This is a genomic window from Williamsia sp. Y844, assembly GCF_056786475.1.
On record NZ_JBXCJB010000001.1, the window covers coordinates 1,821,452 to 1,840,576 of the forward strand.

A 19,125-nucleotide genomic window follows, 5' to 3' on the forward strand; every position below is an offset into this window, starting at 1 on the left:
GCGGGACCTGTCGTATGGAATCGAATTCAGTAGCAACTGGCGTAGCTGTAGTAGCTCGAATCGTCGTTGGACTTCGACACGACGCGTCCGTTGACCCAGATGGTGCACGACACGGGGCCGCCGTCCTCATCAACGATGCTGACGCTGGCGTAACCTCCGTACTCGTCGGTCACGGTGTAGTCGTAGAAGCCACACGGGGCGCCGTTCTTCTGTTTGGGCAAGCGGATCCGATTCTCGGCCGAGTGATTGCCGTACGCGTTGGTGTAGTCGATGTCGACCACACCGGGCGAGCACAGCATGTAACGCACCCGGTCGTACTGATCGGTACCGAGTGCGTGTGCCGGGGTCGCCGCAAGGCCAAGTGCCCCGGCCAACGCCGAGCCGGCAACAACAGCAACCACTGCGCGACGCATGATTCTTGACATCATTCTTTGCCTCTGTTCTCCAGGAAATCTGTTGGAGAACGAATATCAGACGGCTCAGACAAAACAGGGGGTGACAACAACGGGCCGAATGGGTTTCGCCGCTTGTCCCATAGACGACCCCAATCCATTCCTGGATCAGTTCTACTGCAGCACAGACACATTCGCCGACCCGGCGATTATCTTCGGCTCAAGATGTTCAATCGATCGGACTACAGAGGGACTAACGTTGCGCCACAGACACTCTGGACGATGATTCCGCTCGCGCTAGCGACGGCGAACCATCCCTGCCACACGAGTTTTGGCGTTGAAGGCGGCTTTCATCGCGCGATCCGCAATCGATCCGTCGGGCGGCAGCATCTTGATCTGGCGAGCAAACTCCATCTGGTCGTAGCGAACAGTGTTTGTGACGACCTTCCCATCTGCGATGACAAAGTGGTCGAAACCCTCGAAGTCGATTGACCGCCCGGTTCCGGCCACTCCGACGAAAGTTCCGGCGTGACGACCGGTCAAATGCCAATGGACGAGGACGTCTTTGCCGGCCTCGGCGATCGACAGGACCTCCATGTCGAAGTCGTGCACGGCCGCGAAGACCTGCTCGAAGTAGGCGGCGACCACGTCGGCTCCACGACACGTGCCGGTTGGGAAGTCCACGAGGGTTTCGGCGGTCCAGAAACCACGCAGGCTGTCGATGTCCTTGGCATTGAGGCGGCCCAATGACCACCGGACGAGTTCAGCGTTGGAGACGTCCCTCGGCGGGGCGGTGGTGGTCGAGGTGTGGCTGGGATCGGGCATCTGTCCTCCATGCACTTCTATTTGCGGCAAGTTCACTGGCGCCGCCTGGCGGGCTTCCATCCCAGACTGACATCGCACGCCGCCCAAAGCGCGTGTAGTCGACTACTCGACTGACGCCCCTTCAACCCCGCCGATCTGGAGTTCGCGTAACGAACTTGCTGGTCTGGACGACATGGCTTCTGTAGCGGCCACGATCGGGGGGAGACCGATGGACGACGAGAGTTCTTCGCGTAAGAAGGAAGCGTGGACCTTCGCGCTGGTCATCGTGTCCGTCCTTGCGCTCGGGATCGTGCTGGCAGGATTTCTGCAACCTGAGCGGGAACCGGAATTGACGACGGCTCCGCCCACGTCGACCACAGAGGCCGAACCCACTGCGCCCGTCGAATACGAAAGGGTGGAAGAACCTGTCGACCTGACGGCTGACATCCCTGGTTGCGATGTCGTCGAACAGCCCGACGAGTCCGGGGCCTACAGCGCGATCTCGGTCTTCACAGGCGATGAGCAGACCTACGACAACCCCAAATTTCCCTGGTTCAGCGGGCCGAAGGCGACCGCGATGTCGAATGCAGTTGCCGAGATATTGCCGGACAGCGCAGAGATCGAGTTCGCGAGCCCAGAGCGGTCGCTCGTCTTTCAACCAATGATGGACTTCGGTGACTCCGACTCGGCGCCGGACGGGTATACGTCGGCGTCGGGTTCAGTGGTCAACGGGGACGCGAAGGGAAGCGTGTACGTCGGAGTACAGCAGAGGACTGCGCCGATTCCCCCATGTGTGGCAGGCTATCTCGACGAACGTCGCACCTTGCCTGACGGCGTTGTGGTCGATGTCCACGACACCTGGCGGGAAGTGGATGGCGTTCGGACCCTCAGTCGGTCGGCACAGGCATACGTGGCCGACGGATCATGGATCAACGCAAGTGCCACCGACAGCTTCGGGGGCGCACAGCAGGAGAACAGCGGCGAAATCCCTTTGACCACAGATGATCTGGTGCGCATCGTCAGCGATCCGCGGCTCCGCATCAGCACTGTCGTCCCGCCGGGCACACCCGCGCCGTCGGAAGAATGTTATGGCTACTCCGAGACCAACGGCCCGGCCGTTACTCGTGAGCAGGCACGCAAACTCGACGCCATCCTCGCGACAATCGATCTCGGCGGGCCGAAGCTGAGACCCTTGCAACCCGGCGGGAACGACACCCTGTGCACTGCGGATCCCGATGCGGGACTCGAGATTTCAATCGCCGGAGGTCAGCCTCTTCCCGTCGAAGAGCGCCCGCTTCCGGGTTCCGATACCCAGAAGACACTGCGAACCCTCGCTGACGGGACCGTTGTACAGACCGAGCGGTCCTTCCAGTCGTCCTCCCCGATGAACAAGCCAGAGGAATCCACGATGCAGATGTCGAGTTCGGTCATCGTGACGCGACCTGCCGGGACGAGGATCTCAGTCAGTTCCAGTGCGGCAACATCCGATCAGGTGCTCTCGTTCAATGAGCTCGAATCCATCGCACTCACACCAGGATTGGAACTGTAGACGTGCCCGACAAGAGCACCTGGCAACTCGTTGCGGCCGCGGCAGCTGCCGTCGTCACCCTCACCGCAGCGGGGTTTGTGCTGGTGGACCACCACACGCAGGCATCGGTCAAGAAGATCACCGGGACGACCGCGCAAACGCCCGGACTCGCCTGGTCCCTTGATGCCGCCGAGTACCTCGGCCGGCCGTTTGCCGACTTCTCCGACCCGCGCGGGGGATCCTCGTACAACTCCGGTCTCCCTGGATTCATCCTTGCGGGAGGCACCCTGGTGACCATTGCCGGCATCCCCAACGACGGATACACCCTCGACGAAGCCGTCATGATCGGCGTCGACCCCAACGATGGGACCGTCCGCTGGGAGGCTCCCGCCGCCGATCTCCAGCAATGCAGCGAGGAACCGCTCGGCGGCAAGATCTATTGCTATGCAATGGATGACGAGTACGAGCTCGTCACCTATGACATCGAATCCGGCGAGACGGCCAGGCGGTCGATTGAGGAATCGATTTTTGGTCTCACCACCACCTCGGACACCCTTTTCATCGTCGAAGGCAGTCCCGAGGAGAACGATGTGCGGGTCCATTCAGGTACGTTCGATGACGTTTCCGCCAGCTGGTCGCAAAGCTTCGACATCGGAGGCGGATGGGAGGACGTGTTCGGTCCCGACACGCTGATTGTGACGGACGGCGTCGGCCTCGTGCGGATCAGCAACACGATGGCGCAATTCGATGCCGAGTCGGGTAGCGAGCTGTGGAGCAGCGGCGACAACTGCGTGTACGCCGCGAGTCTCGAATCCGGTGGTGTTGTGGCGCAGGCGAACACCGATTGCGAGTCCTACGACACCATTTCCGAGCAGCTACTCAGAGGCCCCGACGGAGAGGTACTCGCCACCGCGACGACCTCCGCCCTGCAGAGCCCAATCCTCGAACACACGTCAGGCTCCGATGCCCCGATCCTGCTGGGCGATTCCGCGTACGACCGTTCCACCGGCGATCGACTCTGGACCAACGTTGATCTCGTAGCCAACGGCCAGGGCGCGTACGGAACCGTGAAAGCCGTCGTCGGCGACATCGCCTACCTCCGTGACACGTCAGGCGAAGTCGAGACGGAAACGGGTATCGACCTGGGAACAGGAAAACAATTGTGGCACAACGATACCGCCGAGACATTCATGCCGACCGCGGCCAGTGACAGCTACATCGTCGGTACCGATGGGGTCGCGTTGACGGCTTTCGACGTCAGCACCGGCAAGGTGGTGTGGACCGCGCCGTTCACAGCCATCGACCCCGATCCCGAAACATTCCTCTCGGGTAGTGCGACCGAACGGTACGACGACGGGTGGATCTTCTCGTCGGACCGCCGGATGATCGGTCTCACACCGCTGCCGCGGTGACCGGTGCGGTCATGGGCACAGACGGTCGATCGCGTCGATGATTGCGTGGCGATACCACGCGTAATCGTTTCCGCCGGAGTAGGTTTCGAAGTGCACATCACCTCCGGCGTCCTTCGCCGCGTCCGCGAACCACCGTGACTGATCGACCATCGCGCCCTCGATGTTTCCGACCTGCACCACAACGCGATTGGTGAAAGTGCGGGTACCGGCCATCCGTTTGAGCGACCGAGTGAGCGTCCCGGGTCGCTCGTAGTCGCGTGTTTCGCTCTCTTCGTCGAACCAGAAAGACCCCGACTGTACGATCGCAGCGTCGACGAGGTCGGGGAGGTCGATGAGAAGACCAGCCGCAGCCAGGCCACCGTAGCTTTGGCCGGCGACGATGATCCCTTTCCATCTGATTCCGGCTCGTTCGAGTGCCGGAAGTACTTCCCGCGTCAACAATTGCGTCATCAACGCACGCTTGTCGAGAATGCGCCGGTCGGGTGTGCTGACGAGGATGGCGGTCGGCGATGGTCCGGTTGCATCCCTGTTGCGCTGGGTCATTGCGCTGCGATAGCCGAATTCGGAGTCGGCCCACAGGTCTCCGTCGAACATCACCAAGAGTGGTCCATCCACGTCACCGGGAAGAATCGTCAGCGTGCGACCCGATTCCACTACGGAATAGGCCGATTCACCCTCTGATCTCGCATCCTGGTCAGGGTCCGGCCACGCCGGGTGTGTCCGCGCGCCCGGCAATTCCAGCACCGACGACGAGCCGCGCATACCGAACGGACGGCGAATCACATCAGGATTGGCTGGGTCGGAGACGAGATTGTCGAGGACCTGGTAGATCGAGAATTTTTGTTGCGCTTCAACGGATTCGAAGACCAAGAAGCCGTAACTCACGCATGCGTCGTCCGGAAGTCGGACCGTCGTCGCATATATGCCCCGGCTCGGTGAGCGTCAGCCCGATACCGCCGTGGATGGTCGTACCGGGATAGCCGGTCAGATGAAGCGAGACGACCACGGGAACATCGCTGTACCAACGAAATGTGACATCGGTGTACCCGGCGACCGGGTTGGGTTCAGTGACCGCCATCAGTTCGACTGCCTCCTCCCGGTTCAAGACGTACCGTGCTCGAGAATCGCCATCAATGCGGCACTGAAAGGCTCAGAGCCGACATCGCCTCGGACAGCTAGTTGTTCGCTGTAACCGACGAGAACTGCGACAAAGGCTTCGGCGATCTGAGCCGGGTCACCCGGGTGATTGTCAGGGATGAGTTCAGCGATCGCCGTCCGCAGCTCTTCGAGTTGGGCACGAACTACCTCCGCCAATGCCGGCGACAGCGCGGCTTCGGCGTAAATCTGGGCGACCAGTCGGGCATGGCCGGTCTCTTGCGACATGGTCCGCATGTGCTCGAGTAGATCCCGAACCGCCTCGGCGTTGAGTGCGTCAGGAAGTGCGCCACTCGCCTGTTCACAGACTGCAATGACGATCTCGTCTTTGCTTCGGAAGTAACGATAGATCGCCCCGTTGGACAGGCCGGTCTCAGCGACGATGTCCGCCATCGACGTTCGCGCGAACCCATGGCTGGCGAACCGAACGCGGGCGGCGTCCACTATCTGTTGACGTCGCGCGTCGAGGTGCGCTTGGGTGACCTTCGGCATAAAAGAGTGACCCCTCGTTTTATTTGGTACGTTGAGCAGATCGTACCGAACACCATCTGGAGCCCACCATGCGCTACAAGACCTTTTCTCGCCACAGCGGCCTTCGGGTGTCTGAATATGCCCTCGGCACCTCGACCTTCGGTGCAGTCGAGACCCTTGACCGACCCGATGCCTCCCGCACGATCTTCGACGCCTTCGTCGCTGCGGGCGGCACCACGTTCGACTCCTCCGACGTCTACCAGGGCGGGCGGGCCGAATCCGTCCTCGGCGAACTGCTTGGTACCGATAGAGACGATTTCGTGGTGATCACCAAATACACAGGTCTCCGACAAGACCATTCCGGCCCCGGCACAACTGGAAACAGCCGGAAAACCATGATCCGCTCCCTGGAGGCCAGTCTTCGCCGACTCCAGACGGACTACGTGGACGTGTTCATGCCGCACTTCCCGGACGGTGTCACGCCGGTCGCCGAGATCCTCGATACCTTTGACGACTTGATCCGATCCGGAAAGATCCTGCACGGTGGGCTTTCCAACTTCCCTGCCTGGCGGATAGCCGGGGCCGCAATACGATCCGAGCTGGCGGGCCATGCACCTTTGATCGGCATCGAGACCGAATACAGCCTCGCCGAACGTTCCGCCGAGCGGGAACTACTGCCGATGACCCAGGCCCACGGCCTTGGCGCGCTGCTCTATTCACCGTTGGCGGGTGGACTACTCACCGGCAAATACCGCCGCGGCGAGACAGGTCGGCTCAATGCTCACGGCGGCGGAGTCGAGGACGAAGGGCACAATGCGGCCGTACTCGACGCCGTGCTGGCCATCGCCGACGCGATTGGCAGCACCGCCCTTCAGGTGTCCATGTCGTGGCTACGCCGTCGGTCCACACTGGCGAACACCGCACTGATTCCGATCATCGGCCCACGCTCCCTCTCACAGCTGCAGGCATACCTCGATTCGCTCGAGTTGGAGTTGAGCGAAGAGCACTATCAGCGCCTCGACGACGTCAGCGCTGTCCGGCTCGGGACACCACACGAAGATGTGACGGCCGCACTCGCGGGCGGCTACGACGGTGACCGCACCTCGCTCGACACACCCCTGATCCCAGCGCTCTGACCGACAGAACTCGCGATAGGAAGCCAACTATTATGTCCAGCAACGTACTCGGTGTCAGCTTCGACGCCCACGACGCCTACGCTATCGCCACCTTCTGGGGCGAAGTCCTGCAATGTGCCGTCGCCGATGGAGCCAGCGCAGACCACGCCTCACTCGCGACCGAGCCAGACGCGTATCGCCCGCGGATGAGCTTCCACCGGGTCCCCGAAGGCAAATCCGTGAAGAACCGGATGCACCTCGACCTCACCACCACCGACTTCGACACCGAGATCACCCGACTCATCTCCCTCGGCGCAACGAAACTCAACGATGTCGACCTGGGTATCCGGTGGGCGACGCTCGCCGATCCTGAAGGCAACGAATTCGACGTCATCGACGGATCACACACCGGAGGCCGGGCGGCTGCCGCCGACAGTGGGTAACCGGGCCGAACAAGTTGCCGCGCAGGCAATTTACGACCGAAGCCGCACTGCAGCTCGACATTTCCCGATGGCGGCAGAAATCAGCCGCGCGCCATATCCACGAACTTGCTCAAATGTAGTTGGTGCGCAACGGTAATCGTTGCCGTCGGACCGTTACGGTGTTTGCCCACAATGATGTCCGCTTCGCCGGCGCGTGGATCGTCGCGTTCGAAGGCGTCGGGCCGGTGCAGCAGGATGACCATGTCGGCGTCCTGCTCCAGCGAACCCGATTCACGAAGGTCGGAAACCTGGGGACGCTTGTCGGTACGTTGCTCGGGTCCACGGTTCAGCTGGCTGATCGCGACCACGGGAACTTCGATCTCCTTCGCCAAAAGCTTGATGCTTCGCGAGAATTCGGAGACTTCCTGCTGGCGGGATTCGACTTTCTTACCCGATGACATCAGCTGCATGTAGTCGATGACCACAAGCTTGAGGTCATGCTTCTGCTTCATACGCCTTGCCTTGGCACGGATTTCCATCATCGTGAGGTTTGGCGAGTCGTCGATGAACAGTGGCGCCTCGGAGATTTCACCCATCCGCCGGGCCAACCGTGTCCAGTCGTCATCACTCATCCGGCCGGCGCGCATATCGCCGAGCTTGATCTTGGCCTCGGCGGAGAGCAACCGCATCACGATCTCGGTTTTGCTCATTTCCAGGGAGAACATGGCACTGGCCATGCCGTGCTTGATCGAGCAGTTTCGCAAAAAGTCCATGGCGAGCGTTGATTTACCGACACCTGGTCGCGCGGCGACGATGATCATCTGGCCGGGATGAAGCCCATTGGTCAGCTCGTCGAGATCGTGGAACCCGGTCGGCACGCCCTTGGACATTCCGCCGGCCGACGCGATGGAGTCGATCTCGTCCATCGTCGGCTGCAGCAACTCTTCCAACGGAACATAGTCTTCGGTGGTGCGACGCTCGGTCACCTCGTAGATCTCGGCCTGCGCACGGTCGACCACTTCGGCCACATCCTGGCCATCGGCGCCGGCGTAGCCGAACTGCACGATGCGCGTGCCCGCCTCGACGAGTCGGCGCAGGATCGACTTCTCGGCGACGATCTCGGCGTAATAGCCGGCATTGGCGGCCGTCGGAACCGTGGAGATCAACGTGTGCAGGTACGGCGCACCGCCTACTCGACGAAGTTCGCCCATGCGGTCCAGCTGGCCTGCCACGGTCACCGCGTCGGCCGGCTCACCCTTGCCGTACAGGTCGAGGATCGCGTCGTACACAGCCTGATGAGCGGGCTTGTAGAAGTCACCCGGGCGCAGCTTCTCGAGGACATCGGCAATGGCGTCCTTCGAGAGCATCATGCCGCCCAGAACGGACTGTTCCGCAGCCATGTCCTGAGGGGGTTGACGACCAAAATCTTCGCTCGGTGGCGCCTGATCCTGGGGTTGAGCATATCCGCGGTCATCAACGACGGCCAAGATGCCACCCCTTCGCTAGTTTGTTCGGTTCAAGTCTCGCAGGCCGCTCCGACATCTCGGAACCGCCATGCCGAAGCCGACTCGATTCGACACACTCCGGCAGACACTAAGGGCTGGTGCGGATCCGGCCAAATGCACCTGTGGATCAGCCTGTTAGCCAGCTGTGCACCATCCGCCACATCTTGTTAGCGCCCTGTGTGGAACTTGTGGATAACTCAAGTCACATTTGTGATCATCCCAGCTCAGGGGCTGTTCAAGACTTTTAGTTACTGTGGATAGCGTTCTCGCGGCGTGTCCCCGGATGTCCGGTTTCGGGCGTGTTCGGTTTAGCTCACGATGAATCACGGGTGACGCGCAGACCACTGAGGTGCAAACATCCGACTGGTTTTGCGACCTATCAAAAGTGATCTTCGCGATCGTTTTTGCTTGACGCCGAACCTGACCACGTGATCGGCCCAATAGTGGTGGAATGAAGTGTCGGGGACCATTCGGGGGAGGCGTTCGTGCGAAAAATACTCGGAGCAGTCATTGCAGGTGCCGCGACAGTGGCACTTCTGACAACGGGCTCGATGGCATCGGCCGCACCATCGCCCGACTATCACCAAGTGCCGGACCTATCCGGCTATGCAGCGATTGATCCATCGCCCTACCGCTCCCCCGATTACGCCGACAACGGGCGCACATTCTTTGTCACCCCGAGCGGTCGCGCCTGTGCGCTGGGCCCCGGCTACGCATTCAACGGCTGCAGCGGACATCCGCGAACCGCACCCCCAGGGAAAGTCGGAGTGGCCATCTCCGGCGGACAAGAAGGCCCCTACTGGGTCCCGGCCAACACCAGCTACCGAACCACGCCGACAGGCGGGTTCCCCGCGCCACTCCTCGACGTCGGCCAGTCGATCACCGTCGAGGGATCAACCTGCGCCGTGAGCCCCGTCGGTGTCACCTGCGTCGCAGGTCCCCGCGCGTTCACGGTCACGCAGACCTGGTTCAAGTTCGTCTACCCGGCAGGTGACACTCGCCATGACAAGAACTCTGATCCGCGCTTCCTGCCGGCAGACCAACGCTGACAACATTTTCTCAGATAACGAGCGCACCAGCCTATTTCGGATCTTCGAGGGCCTCTTGGTAGGCCTCCATGGCAGCAACCATCGCCGCGAAGACCCGATGTGCAGCCTCGAGATCGGAGTCGGGCAACTCCGCGAACGCGTCCCGCATGTGTCGGCCGAGTGGCGCAAAGAACTCCCGTGCGACGGACATGCCGTGATCGTCGTAGTGCAGCATCACTTTCCGTCGATCGCGTTCATGTGGTGCCCGCCGGATGTGTTGGGTCGCGATCATTCTCTCGACGAGGTGCGTCACCGCGCCCCCGGACACCTGCATCCGCTTGCCAAGCGCCCCGGCGGTCAGCGGCTCACCATCGGCGTCGGCGACCATCACGTGCAGCAATGCCCGGAAGTCGTTGGCGCTGAGATCGTTCTGCCCGGCGAAAACCCTGGTGATCCGATCCGATTCGGCGTTGAGCAGCCGCAGGTCAGAGGACATCTGAGTTTCCAGCGCAGCACGCGGATCCTCAGATGGCGGTTGCTCGGACACAAGTTCCTTCTTCCGGTCAAAGCATCTCGACACCGAGATACTTTAGTTGCTCAATAGTTGAACATATGAGACGGTTTTGCAATGGCGATTATCGACAAGTCCATCCATTCTGGCACCCGCTGGGACCGCTTCGCTGCCCTCGTGACCGGTCGCCGGTCGTGGTTGGTCGCGCTGGTCGTGTTGATTCTCGCCGGTGGCGCGATGGGTTTGATCGGCGGTAACGATTCGGCCGAAGAGGCACCCACCTCGCTGCCGACCTCAGCCGATTCGGCGCAGGTCAAAGATCTCCTGGAAGAGTTCCCCGATTCCAACGTGGCGCCAGCGGTCCTGGTGACCGTGCGCACGGACGGCGGCGTGCTCACCGCCGCCGATCAGCAAGCTGTGGCGGCCGCACACCAGCGCATGCTCGCGATCGACCGTTCCGTACCTGCCGATACCCCGGCCGGACCGCCCGTGATCACCTCACCGGACGGGATGGCCGCGATCTCGATCGTCCCGGTCAACACCGACTTGAGCGGCTTCAAACTCACCGACCTCGTCGATGAGCTCCGCAGCGCCGCCGACAATGGTCTGCCTGCCGACCTCAAGACCTATGTCACCGGTGGCCCGGCCTTCGGCGCTGACACCGCCAACGCCTTCTCCGGCGCCAACATCACCCTGCTGGCAGTGACCGCGCTGGTTGTCGCAATCTTGCTCATCGCCACCTATCGCTCACCGATCCTGTGGCTGATTCCGCTGATCGTCGTCGCCTTCGCCGACCGCGTGGCCAACTCGATCGGCACCGGACTGGCCGAACTCACCGGCCTGTCGTTCGACGGATCCACCGCCGGGATCACCAGCGTGCTCGTCTTCGGCGCCGGTACCAACTACGCCCTGCTGTTGATTTCGCGGTACCGCGAAGAACTCCGCACCGAACCCGATCACCGGGTGGCCCTGCACTACGCCGTGCGCCACGCCGGCCCGGCGATCCTGGCATCCAACGCCACCGTTGTGTTGGCGTTGTTGACCCTGCTGCTCGCCACCCTGCCGAGCACCCGCAGCCTCGGCGCCCTGGCCGCCGCCGGCCTGGTGGTCGCTGTCCTCTTCGCGCTCCTGGTACTCCCACCGCTGTTGGCGCTCTGCGGAACTCGGCTGTTCTGGCCATTCATCCCCAAGGTCGGTGACCCGATTCCGACCGAGGGTGGTCTGTGGTTCCGGATCGCCGGCGGCGTCTCCCGCCATCCGATCAAGGTGTTGGCGGTCGCCCTGACCGTGCTCATCGCATGTTCACTCGGTCTGGCCGGCGCCCAGATCGGCCTGTCGCAGACCGAGCAGTTCCGGGTGAGTGCCGACTCTGTCGAAGGATTCGACGCACTCGCGCAACACTTTCCGGCCGGCGAGGCCGACCCGACGACTGTCGTCGCGAAAACCGATACCGCACAACAGATCCAGGGTGTTCTCGATGCCACCGACGGTGTGGTGTCGGCAACCGAGGACGGACGGTCCGAGACCGGATGGACCAAGTGGTCGGTGGTGATCGATGCCGCACCGGCATCACAGCAGGCCTTCGACGTCATCGACGATCTACGTTCGGCCACCGCCGATGTCCCGGACTCCGATGCGCTGGTCGGCGGTTCGGACGCTCAAGCACTCGACACCCGCAATGCCGCGGAAAGCGACCGCTTCCTGATCATTCCGCTCATCCTGGCCGTGGTGTTCGTCATCCTCATCGTGTTCCTGCGAGCCCTGGTGGCGCCGGTGGTCCTGGTGGCCACCACGGTCTTGAGCACCGTCGCCGCAATCGGTCTGGGCAGCCTCATCAGTGAGCACGTCTTCGGTTTTCCCGCCCTCGACGACAACGTGCCGCTCTACTCGTTCCTCTTCCTGGTCGCGCTCGGCATCGACTACACGATGTTCCTGGTGATCCGAGCCCGGGAGGAAACCCCGGGGCACGGGACCCGCGATGCCATCATCCGCGCGGTGGCCTCCACCGGTGCCGTGATCACCAGTGCCGGAATCGTTTTGGCAGCCGTGTTCTGCGTGCTGGGCATCTTGCCGCTGATCACACTCACCCAGCTCGGCATCATCGTCGGCATCGGCATCCTGCTCGATACCTTCCTCGTGCGCACGGTGGTCATCCCGGCGCTCTTCAGTCTGATCGGGCCACGAATCTGGTGGCCCGGCAATGTGGATACACAAGCGCGTCCACAACCTGTATCAGAACCGCAACCGAAGTAGGAGACGACAACCATGACGTTCTCGACTCGTCGCATCACCCAACTCGTGGCAGGCGCCCTGGCAATGGGATTCGCCCTCGCCTTCGCCGCGCCGGCCTCCGCAGACATCAGCTCTGCCCCGCCGCCGTTGAGGCCGGTGGCCAAACTCGACACCCAGCGCTACCTCGGTGAGTGGAACCAGATCGCCGCACTCCCACAGCCGTTCAACCTGATCTGTGCCCGCGACACCAAGGCCAACTACCAACTGATCGACGCATCGAACATCCGGGTCGAGAACACCTGCATCACCTGGACAGGCGGAGACAACCGGATCGTCGGTAACGCCCGCGTCAACGACACCGTCACCGGCGCGCAGCTGCATGTCAGCTTCCCCGGTGTGCCGACGCAGGAGTCCAAGAGCGGACCCACCAATTACGTTGTCTCCCATATCGCCGACGACTACTCGTGGGCGTTTGTCGGCAACCCGTCGCGCACGTCGGCCTTCATCCTGTCCCGCGAACCGGCGGTCAGTGCCGAGGGATGGAAGGAAATCCGTAAGGTCGCCGAGGACAGCGGCTACAACGCCTGCCTGATCCTGACCTCACCGACCACCGGTGGCTCGAACGAGATCCGGCCGCTCTGCACCGTCTGATCCCGTCGTCGCAATACCCGGAGATACAACAAACCCCCGACCCAAAGGGCCGGGGGTTTGTCGTAGACAGAAGCTGACTACTCGGCAGCAGCCACGGTCAGGTCGAACTTCGCAACGATGTCGTTGTGAAGGCTGACCACAACCGGGTACTTGCCGGTGGCCTTGATGTGCCCCTTGGGCAGTGCGATGCTCCGCTTGTCGAGCGACGGTCCACCGGCGGTCTTGATGGCACCGACAACATCGTTGGCGGTCACCGAACCGAACAGCTTGCCGGAGTCGTGGGTTTTGACACCCAGCTTGACCTCGGAGAGCCCTTCGATGGCCTGCTTGATCTCGTTGGCGTGCTCGACGCCACGAACTTCGCGGGCAGCCCGTGAACGACGGATGCCTTCGACCTGCTTCTCTGCACCCTTGGTGGCAGCGATCGCCAGTCCACGTGGGAGCAGGAAGTTACGGCCGTAGCCATCCTTGACCTCGACGGTGTCGCCGGGGACGCCCAGGTTCTCAACCTCTGCGGTGAGGATCAGTTTCATATTCTTGGTCCTTTCCGCTTATCGAGAGGTCGAAGTGAAGGGCAGCAAGGCAACTTCACGCGAGTTCTTCACCGCGATGGCCACGTCACGCTGATGCTGGACGCAGTTACCGGTGACCCGACGCGAGCGGATCTTGCCACGGTCCGACAGGAAACGACGCAGCAGCGCGGTGTCCTTGTAGTCGATCAGTAGGTTCTTCTCTTTGCAGAAGGTGCAGGCCTTGGCCTTGACAACCTTTTCTGCGCCACGGACCTTCCGTCCGCCTTTAGCTTTTCCAGCCATGTGTACTTACTCCAAAAAATGTTCAGACGGCTCGGGTTTCATCCCGATGGGTGTCTGGAAATGTTCGTCAGAACGGTGGTTCGTCGTCCCCGCCACCAAACGATCCGCTCGCGGGAGCACTGCCCCACGGATCGTCGTTCGATGCAGCTGCACTCGAGTTACCTCCGCCGCCACCGCCACGGTTTCCACCGCTGCCGCTGCCGCCGGACCCGAAGTTGCCGCCACCTCCGCCTGTTCCGCCGCCGCGCGAGGCCCGATTGACCTTTGCGGTGGCGTAGCGAAGTGAGGGACCGATCTCGTCGACCTCTAGTTCCACTATCGTTCGCTTCTCACCCTCACGGGTTTCGTACGACCGCTGCTTGAGCCGGCCGGACACGATCACCCGCGAACCCTTGGTAAGAGACTCGGCAACATTTTCCGCGGCATCGCGCCAAATGTTGCACCGCATGAACAGCGCTTCGCCGTCTTTCCAGTCATTGGTCTGCCGGTCAAACGTCCGCGGCGTGGAAGCCACGGTGAAGTTCGCGACAGCGGCACCGGACGGTGTGAACCGTAGTTCCGGATCGGCTGTCAGGTTTCCAACGACGGTGATGACGGTATCGCCAGCCATGTGTATCTCCCGAGATCAGTTGCGGTTGCGCAGTGGTTTGGGGTCGATGTGCACCGAGCGAGCCCCCTGTTGAGAGGAAGCCTAGAACTCGGCACCGACACGCACTAGGACGTTCGCGGAGAACTTTTGGTTCTCTTGGAACACCGGGTAGCTACTTGGCTACCTTCGGCGGCTTGGCCGCAGCCTTGGCAGCGAACTTGGCAGCAATCTTCGCCCGTCGCACCTTGGCCTTCTCGTCCACGCGCATCACCTTGGTGCGGAGCACCGATTCGTTCAGCTTGAGCTGGCGATCGAGCTCGGTAACCGTGGCCGGTTCCGCGTTCAGATCGACGACTGCGTAGATACCCTCGGTGTGCTTGAGGATTTCGTAAGCAAGACGGCGCTTGCCCCAGACATCGACGCCTGCAACATTTCCGCCATCCTGGCGAATCACGTTGAGGAAAGTATCCAACGAAGGAGCAACAGTTCGCTCATCCAGGTTGGGGTCAAGGATGACCATCAATTCGTAATGACGCATAAGACCTCATCACCTCCTATGGACTAGGTAGGCCACGGACGTTCCGTGGCAGGAGGGTCGCCTGCGTCGGCAACCGAGCCAGGGTACCCCAGATGACCCTGACCAGCGAAATCCTCCCTACCCCCATGGGTGGCAACGCCCACGCGACAACCCATCTCCTACCCTGTAGCCCATGCCTTCGCCGCCGGTCCCTTCGACATGGGAGCTGACGACCCCCGACAAACCATCCTGGCGAATGCGCCTGAGTTCGGGTCGCGGCGAACTGGTTTTGATCCTGCTCATCTCGCTGGTGATCAGCTCGCTGTTCATGTGGCTCGGCTATCTGGGTAAGGCCACCTGCGGCGGAGCACCGTTCGACGCGTCCGGTCGCAGCGCCCACTGGCCCGTGGGAACCGGCGAAATCGTCATGCCGTGTTACTCCGACCTGCAGTTCCTCTGGGTCGGCCGCGACATCAACAACCACATCTTCCCGTTCATCCACGGCGGCATCACCGATAACGGCGTGCTGTACGGCGGCGTTGTCGAATACCCGGTTCTGTCGGGACTGCTGATGTACATCGGTGCCAGCGGCGCGCACACCGATACCGACTTCCTCTTCCAGTCGGCTCTGGTCATCGCGCCGTTCGGTGTCCTGATCGTCATCCTCCTCGCGCTACTGGCGCGCTGGTGGGTGCTGCTGTGGGCTGCAACACCGGCACTGATTCTCTATGCGTTCCACAACTGGGAGCTGCCGGTCGTCGCCACCACCGTGGTCGCGGTCGCGATCATGATCTTCGGCGCGCGGATCAATCCCCGCACCGGACTGCCGTGGCTGTCGCTGCGGACCAGCGCCTTGTGGACGTCGTTTGTCCTGTCGATCGGGTTCTGTCTCAAGATCTATCCGGGGCTATTCGTCTTACCGCTGGCCATCTTTGTGCTGACCCGGGCGATCGGTGCCAAACAGTCATCCAAGTCCGATCTCGATTGGAAGGGCGCAGGCGGCGTGGTCGGGGTGGCGATCGCGACGGTCGTCGCCGTCCAGTTGCCGTTCATGGTCGCGGGCTTCGAAGGCTGGAAGGCTTCTCTGTCGTTCCAGGGCAAGCGCAAGGCCGACGTGGACACCAACTCCATTTGGTACTGGGGCCTTCGACATCTGACCGGCGACGGACCAAACGATCCGGGCAGTCTCTACAACTCGCTCGTCGGCGTGGCCTCACCACTGATGATCATCGTCGGGATGGCCGCAGCCGTCTGGTTCGGTGTCCGGCACTGGCAGCGGGGCAACGTCTTCCCGTGGATAGGGACCAGCGCGGCGATGTTGGCCGCGTTCATGCTCTTCCACAAGGTGCACTCGCCGCAGTACACACTGTGGATACTGCCCTTCTTCGTGTTGCTCGCCGTCGACTGGCGGATCATCGTGCTCTATCTGATCGGCGATGTGGCACTCGATCTCACCATCTTCCGGATGTTCGGCATCCTCACCCGCGGCGACGACATGACCTGGTGGGTGATGGGTGGCGTGCAGCTCGGTGTTTGGTCTCATGCGCTGTGTCTGCTGATCCTGATCTACCACTTCGTCGGTGCGCCCCTGCGGGTGCCGCCGAAAATCGCTTCACCTGAGAAGGTCCCGGAGACTACCGTTCCGGCATGAGCTGGTTCACCGCGCCTGTCCTGACCGGAGTTCGAGTCACCCTGCGCCCGTTGACATTGTCCGACGCTTCCGCGCTGTATGCGGCGGTCGATCACCAGGACGCCTACAAATGGACGACGGTCCCGACCGATGCCGACAGCGCCACCCGATACATCCAGACCGCCCTCGACACTCCCGATCGGGTGGCGTTCGCCGTGCTCGACCAAGACTCTGGCCGGATCGTCGGGTCCACCAGTTTCTACGCCATCGAACCCGCAAATTGGACGCTCGCCATCGGTCACACCTGGTATTCGACGACAGCCCAGGGCACCACGGTCAACCCGGAGGCCAAACTCCTGCTGCTGCAACGGGCTTTCGAGGAACTCGGTGCGGTCCGGGTGGTCTGGCACACCGACGAACGCAATGCCCAGTCCCGGGCCGGGATCGCGAAACTGGGTACCACCTTTGAGGGGCTCCTACGCAAACACCGGCCACTGCCCGGACCCGCCGAGGAGACCCGCTCGAACGGACCGCGGCCGTCGTTGTGGCGCACCACGGCCCAATACGCGATGACCGACGAGGACTGGCCCGCGGCCAAGAAGGTTCTGGAGCAACGCTTGCGCCGATGAGGTCGCGGCGGGTCAGGCCCGCGAACCGACCTCGAACGCTTCGGTGGGCGGTTCGCTGTCGACCGAGGTTCGGGTTGCCTTGCGCGGCCACGGCATACGATCCGGCGCGTTGTCCAGAACGCCGCCGCCGGGATCGTCGACCACGATGCTGCGCCAGCCACGGCCACGGCGAACCAGGTCTGCGGTGGGGTGATAGATCTGCCAGATCACCATCGCGCAGAGGCCGATCACGGCAACGTCGCGGATCACCACCGCCGACAGGAACCACTGTTCGGGCAGCCCGTCGTCGGTTTCCTTGTACAGATACCACATCATTCGGGGCACCCACACCAGAGCGTCGATCAGCATCCAGCCCAACAGGATTCGGGTGTGCGGTAGAGCCAGCACCGCCAGCGGGACGAGCCACAGCGAGTACTGCGGACTCCACACCTTGTTCACCAGCAAGAACCCGGCCACGGTCAGGAAAATCAACTGCGCCAGGCGCGGACGCATCGGGGCCTGGAATCCGATGAACACCACCACGAGACAGACCAGGATGAACAGGCCCATGCTGATGGCATTGAGCAACGTCGGCGACTGACCGGGCTGATTGCCCCACTGGTAACCGGTGATCGCGGAGATGACATTGAACAGGGTGTCGGGGTCGGTACCGCGGTCTGAGTTGTACCGGAAGAACTCGGTCCAGCCGCGAAAGTGGGTGACCATGATCGGCAGATTGATCAGCAGCCACGTCGCCGCGGTCAACGCCGCGGTCACCAAGAAGTCGCGCACCTTGCCCACGCGCAGACACAGCACGAGCAACGGGATCAGCAACAACGCCGGATACAGTTTCGCCGACATGCCGATACCCAGGAAAATGCCTGTGAGCCACGGGTTTCGCCGCGACCACGCCAGCATCGCGACCGAGAGCGCCGCGATGGCGACGGCGTCGAAATTGGTGAAGATGTGCACGATCACCAGCGGCGACGCCGCGGCCAGCGCCGCAGCCCACACCCGCCGCTGCGCAGTCAGTGCCGTCGCCCAGATGGTCACCAACCAGCACAGGGCCAAGCCCAACGCCACCAGGTTGAAGAACAGGACAACGTCCAGAGCCCCCGGAACGCCCCAGTTGTCGTGCGCCCAATCCCAACCGTGTGCGGTCTGCGCCGCCGCGTACATGAACATGCCGGTGAGGACCGGGTACTCCATGAATCGCTGCTGCTGACCGCCGGCCCCGTCGTCCTCATACCAAGATGTCTTGTAGGGGAACGCGCCCTGGTCGAGCCGCTCGGCGCTGTACAGCGGAATGGTGTCGGCATAACACATTGCGGTGTATTGCCGGTGGTTGTCCCAGTCCAGGCCCATGACCCCGGTCTCGGAGTCCGGGGCCTGCTGCAGACAGCCGGCTTTGGCGTACCAACCGAGCGCCAGGAACACCAGTGCGATCAACATCAACACCCGAACCGGGGTCCAGGTTCGGCTCCGGCCGACAACCGCGTGCAGGCCGATCGGGCCACCGATCACCATGCTGCCCGGCGCGACGATGGGATCGGTGCGGCTGGGCAGCTCGCGGGTGGTCACCTCACGGCGATCCGTCGCCGACTCCGCAGGCGCATCGAACAGGTTCAACGCATTGGTGGTGTTCGCGTCGGTGGTATTCGCGTCTCGGGCATGTGTGTCCCGCTCCGGCCCTTGATGTTCCGTCGGCACCGCAGAGCCCCCCGGATCTCCGTCGGTGGC

At 62.4% G+C, this 19,125-nt stretch carries 20 protein-coding genes and 1 pseudogene; 9 read left to right on the forward strand and 12 right to left on the reverse strand.

The genetic code is table 11. The annotated features are described in order from the left end of the window. Positions 1 to 26: 26 nt before the first annotated feature. Together AC1TQG_RS08145 and AC1TQG_RS08150 are read right to left on the reverse strand one after the other, a co-directional pair. Positions 27 to 428 carry a hypothetical protein gene (locus tag AC1TQG_RS08145; protein WP_482136426.1) on the reverse strand — a complete coding sequence of 134 codons (402 nt, stop codon included), beginning with the start codon at positions 426 to 428 and terminating at the stop codon, positions 27 to 29. A 261-nt stretch (positions 429 to 689) separates the two neighbouring features. After that, positions 690 to 1,217, reverse strand: a complete 528-nt coding sequence (locus tag AC1TQG_RS08150; protein ID WP_482136427.1) for an ester cyclase — start codon at positions 1,215 to 1,217, stop codon at positions 690 to 692. A gap of 208 nt (positions 1,218 to 1,425) precedes the next feature. On the opposite strand from AC1TQG_RS08150, the gene AC1TQG_RS08155 reads away from it, so the two are divergent. After that, complete coding sequence (locus AC1TQG_RS08155; RefSeq protein WP_482136428.1) at positions 1,426 to 2,745, forward strand: hypothetical protein; 1,320 nt, start codon at positions 1,426 to 1,428, stop codon at positions 2,743 to 2,745. 2 nt (positions 2,746 to 2,747) lie between these two features. Beyond that, the gene (locus AC1TQG_RS08160) at positions 2,748 to 4,136 is read left to right on the forward strand and encodes an outer membrane protein assembly factor BamB family protein (RefSeq protein ID WP_482136429.1); all 1,389 of its coding nucleotides are present in this window, start codon (positions 2,748 to 2,750) and stop codon (positions 4,134 to 4,136) included. A 9-nt stretch (positions 4,137 to 4,145) separates the two neighbouring features. Here AC1TQG_RS08160 and AC1TQG_RS08165 read toward each other — a convergent pair whose 3' ends face one another. Genes AC1TQG_RS08165 through AC1TQG_RS08175 form a run of 3 tightly spaced genes read right to left on the reverse strand, consistent with a single transcriptional unit; the run spans position 4,146 to position 5,783 of the window. Then, positions 4,146 to 5,021, reverse strand: a complete 876-nt coding sequence (locus AC1TQG_RS08165; protein ID WP_482136430.1) for an alpha/beta hydrolase-fold protein — start codon at positions 5,019 to 5,021, stop codon at positions 4,146 to 4,148. Then, complete coding sequence (locus tag AC1TQG_RS08170; RefSeq protein WP_482136431.1) at positions 4,987 to 5,214, reverse strand: hypothetical protein; 228 nt, start codon at positions 5,212 to 5,214, stop codon at positions 4,987 to 4,989. The genes AC1TQG_RS08165 and AC1TQG_RS08170 overlap by 35 nt, the downstream gene beginning before the upstream one ends. A gap of 23 nt (positions 5,215 to 5,237) precedes the next feature. Continuing rightward, a complete protein-coding gene (locus tag AC1TQG_RS08175; RefSeq protein ID WP_482136432.1) occupies positions 5,238 to 5,783 on the reverse strand; it encodes a TetR/AcrR family transcriptional regulator in 546 nt (181 codons plus the stop codon). A gap of 68 nt (positions 5,784 to 5,851) precedes the next feature. Between AC1TQG_RS08175 and AC1TQG_RS08180 the strand changes: the two genes are divergently transcribed. Next, entirely contained in the window at positions 5,852 to 6,898 is a 1,047-nt protein-coding gene (locus AC1TQG_RS08180; protein WP_482136433.1) for an aldo/keto reductase, read from the forward strand. Positions 6,899 to 6,930: 32 nt separating this feature from the next. Beyond that, complete coding sequence (locus AC1TQG_RS08185; protein WP_482136434.1) at positions 6,931 to 7,320, forward strand: VOC family protein; 390 nt, start codon at positions 6,931 to 6,933, stop codon at positions 7,318 to 7,320. An 80-nt stretch (positions 7,321 to 7,400) separates the two neighbouring features. Here the strand turns inward: AC1TQG_RS08185 and dnaB are convergent, their stop codons facing one another. Beyond that, positions 7,401 to 8,786, reverse strand: coding sequence for a replicative DNA helicase (gene dnaB, locus AC1TQG_RS08190; protein WP_482136435.1), 1,386 nt, complete (start codon positions 8,784 to 8,786; stop codon positions 7,401 to 7,403). Between the two features lie 545 nt (positions 8,787 to 9,331). Between dnaB and AC1TQG_RS08195 the strand changes: the two genes are divergently transcribed. Continuing rightward, positions 9,332 to 9,853, forward strand: a complete 522-nt coding sequence (locus AC1TQG_RS08195) for a hypothetical protein (RefSeq protein WP_482136436.1) — start codon at positions 9,332 to 9,334, stop codon at positions 9,851 to 9,853. A gap of 31 nt (positions 9,854 to 9,884) precedes the next feature. Here the strand turns inward: AC1TQG_RS08195 and AC1TQG_RS08200 are convergent, their stop codons facing one another. Beyond that, entirely contained in the window at positions 9,885 to 10,328 is a 444-nt protein-coding gene (locus AC1TQG_RS08200) for a MarR family winged helix-turn-helix transcriptional regulator (protein ID WP_482136437.1), read from the reverse strand. Between the two features lie 132 nt (positions 10,329 to 10,460). Between AC1TQG_RS08200 and AC1TQG_RS08205 the strand changes: the two genes are divergently transcribed. Both AC1TQG_RS08205 and AC1TQG_RS08210 read left to right on the forward strand, forming a co-directional pair. Continuing rightward, positions 10,461 to 12,596, forward strand: a complete 2,136-nt coding sequence (locus AC1TQG_RS08205; RefSeq protein ID WP_482136438.1) for an MMPL family transporter — start codon at positions 10,461 to 10,463, stop codon at positions 12,594 to 12,596. Between the two features lie 12 nt (positions 12,597 to 12,608). Beyond that, a complete protein-coding gene (locus AC1TQG_RS08210; RefSeq protein WP_482136439.1) occupies positions 12,609 to 13,226 on the forward strand; it encodes a lipocalin family protein in 618 nt (205 codons plus the stop codon). A gap of 77 nt (positions 13,227 to 13,303) precedes the next feature. Here the strand turns inward: AC1TQG_RS08210 and rplI are convergent, their stop codons facing one another. From rplI to rpsF, 4 genes and pseudogenes are all read right to left on the reverse strand, one after another. Then, positions 13,304 to 13,759, reverse strand: coding sequence for a 50S ribosomal protein L9 (rplI, locus tag AC1TQG_RS08215; RefSeq protein ID WP_482136440.1), 456 nt, complete (start codon positions 13,757 to 13,759; stop codon positions 13,304 to 13,306). Between the two features lie 18 nt (positions 13,760 to 13,777). Then, on the reverse strand, positions 13,778 to 14,041 hold the full coding sequence (gene rpsR / locus AC1TQG_RS08220) for a 30S ribosomal protein S18 (protein WP_020106984.1): 264 nt from the start codon (positions 14,039 to 14,041) through the stop codon (positions 13,778 to 13,780). A 67-nt stretch (positions 14,042 to 14,108) separates the two neighbouring features. Next, a complete protein-coding gene (locus tag AC1TQG_RS08225; protein WP_482136441.1) occupies positions 14,109 to 14,651 on the reverse strand; it encodes a single-stranded DNA-binding protein in 543 nt (180 codons plus the stop codon). Positions 14,652 to 14,892: 241 nt separating this feature from the next. Further along, positions 14,893 to 15,168, reverse strand: a pseudogene (gene rpsF, locus AC1TQG_RS08230) (30S ribosomal protein S6); the annotation flags it as partial. Positions 15,169 to 15,340: 172 nt separating this feature from the next. Between rpsF and AC1TQG_RS08235 the strand changes: the two are divergent. Both AC1TQG_RS08235 and AC1TQG_RS08240 read left to right on the forward strand, forming a co-directional pair. Continuing rightward, positions 15,341 to 16,798, forward strand: a complete 1,458-nt coding sequence (locus tag AC1TQG_RS08235) for a hypothetical protein (RefSeq protein WP_482136442.1) — start codon at positions 15,341 to 15,343, stop codon at positions 16,796 to 16,798. After that, the gene (locus AC1TQG_RS08240) at positions 16,795 to 17,406 is read left to right on the forward strand and encodes a GNAT family N-acetyltransferase (RefSeq protein WP_482136443.1); all 612 of its coding nucleotides are present in this window, start codon (positions 16,795 to 16,797) and stop codon (positions 17,404 to 17,406) included. The genes AC1TQG_RS08235 and AC1TQG_RS08240 overlap by 4 nt, the downstream gene beginning before the upstream one ends. Before the next feature lie 12 nt (positions 17,407 to 17,418). Here AC1TQG_RS08240 and AC1TQG_RS08245 read toward each other — a convergent pair whose 3' ends face one another. Next, entirely contained in the window at positions 17,419 to 19,014 is a 1,596-nt protein-coding gene (locus AC1TQG_RS08245) for a glycosyltransferase family 87 protein (RefSeq protein WP_482137287.1), read from the reverse strand. Positions 19,015 to 19,125: the final 111 nt, after the last annotated feature.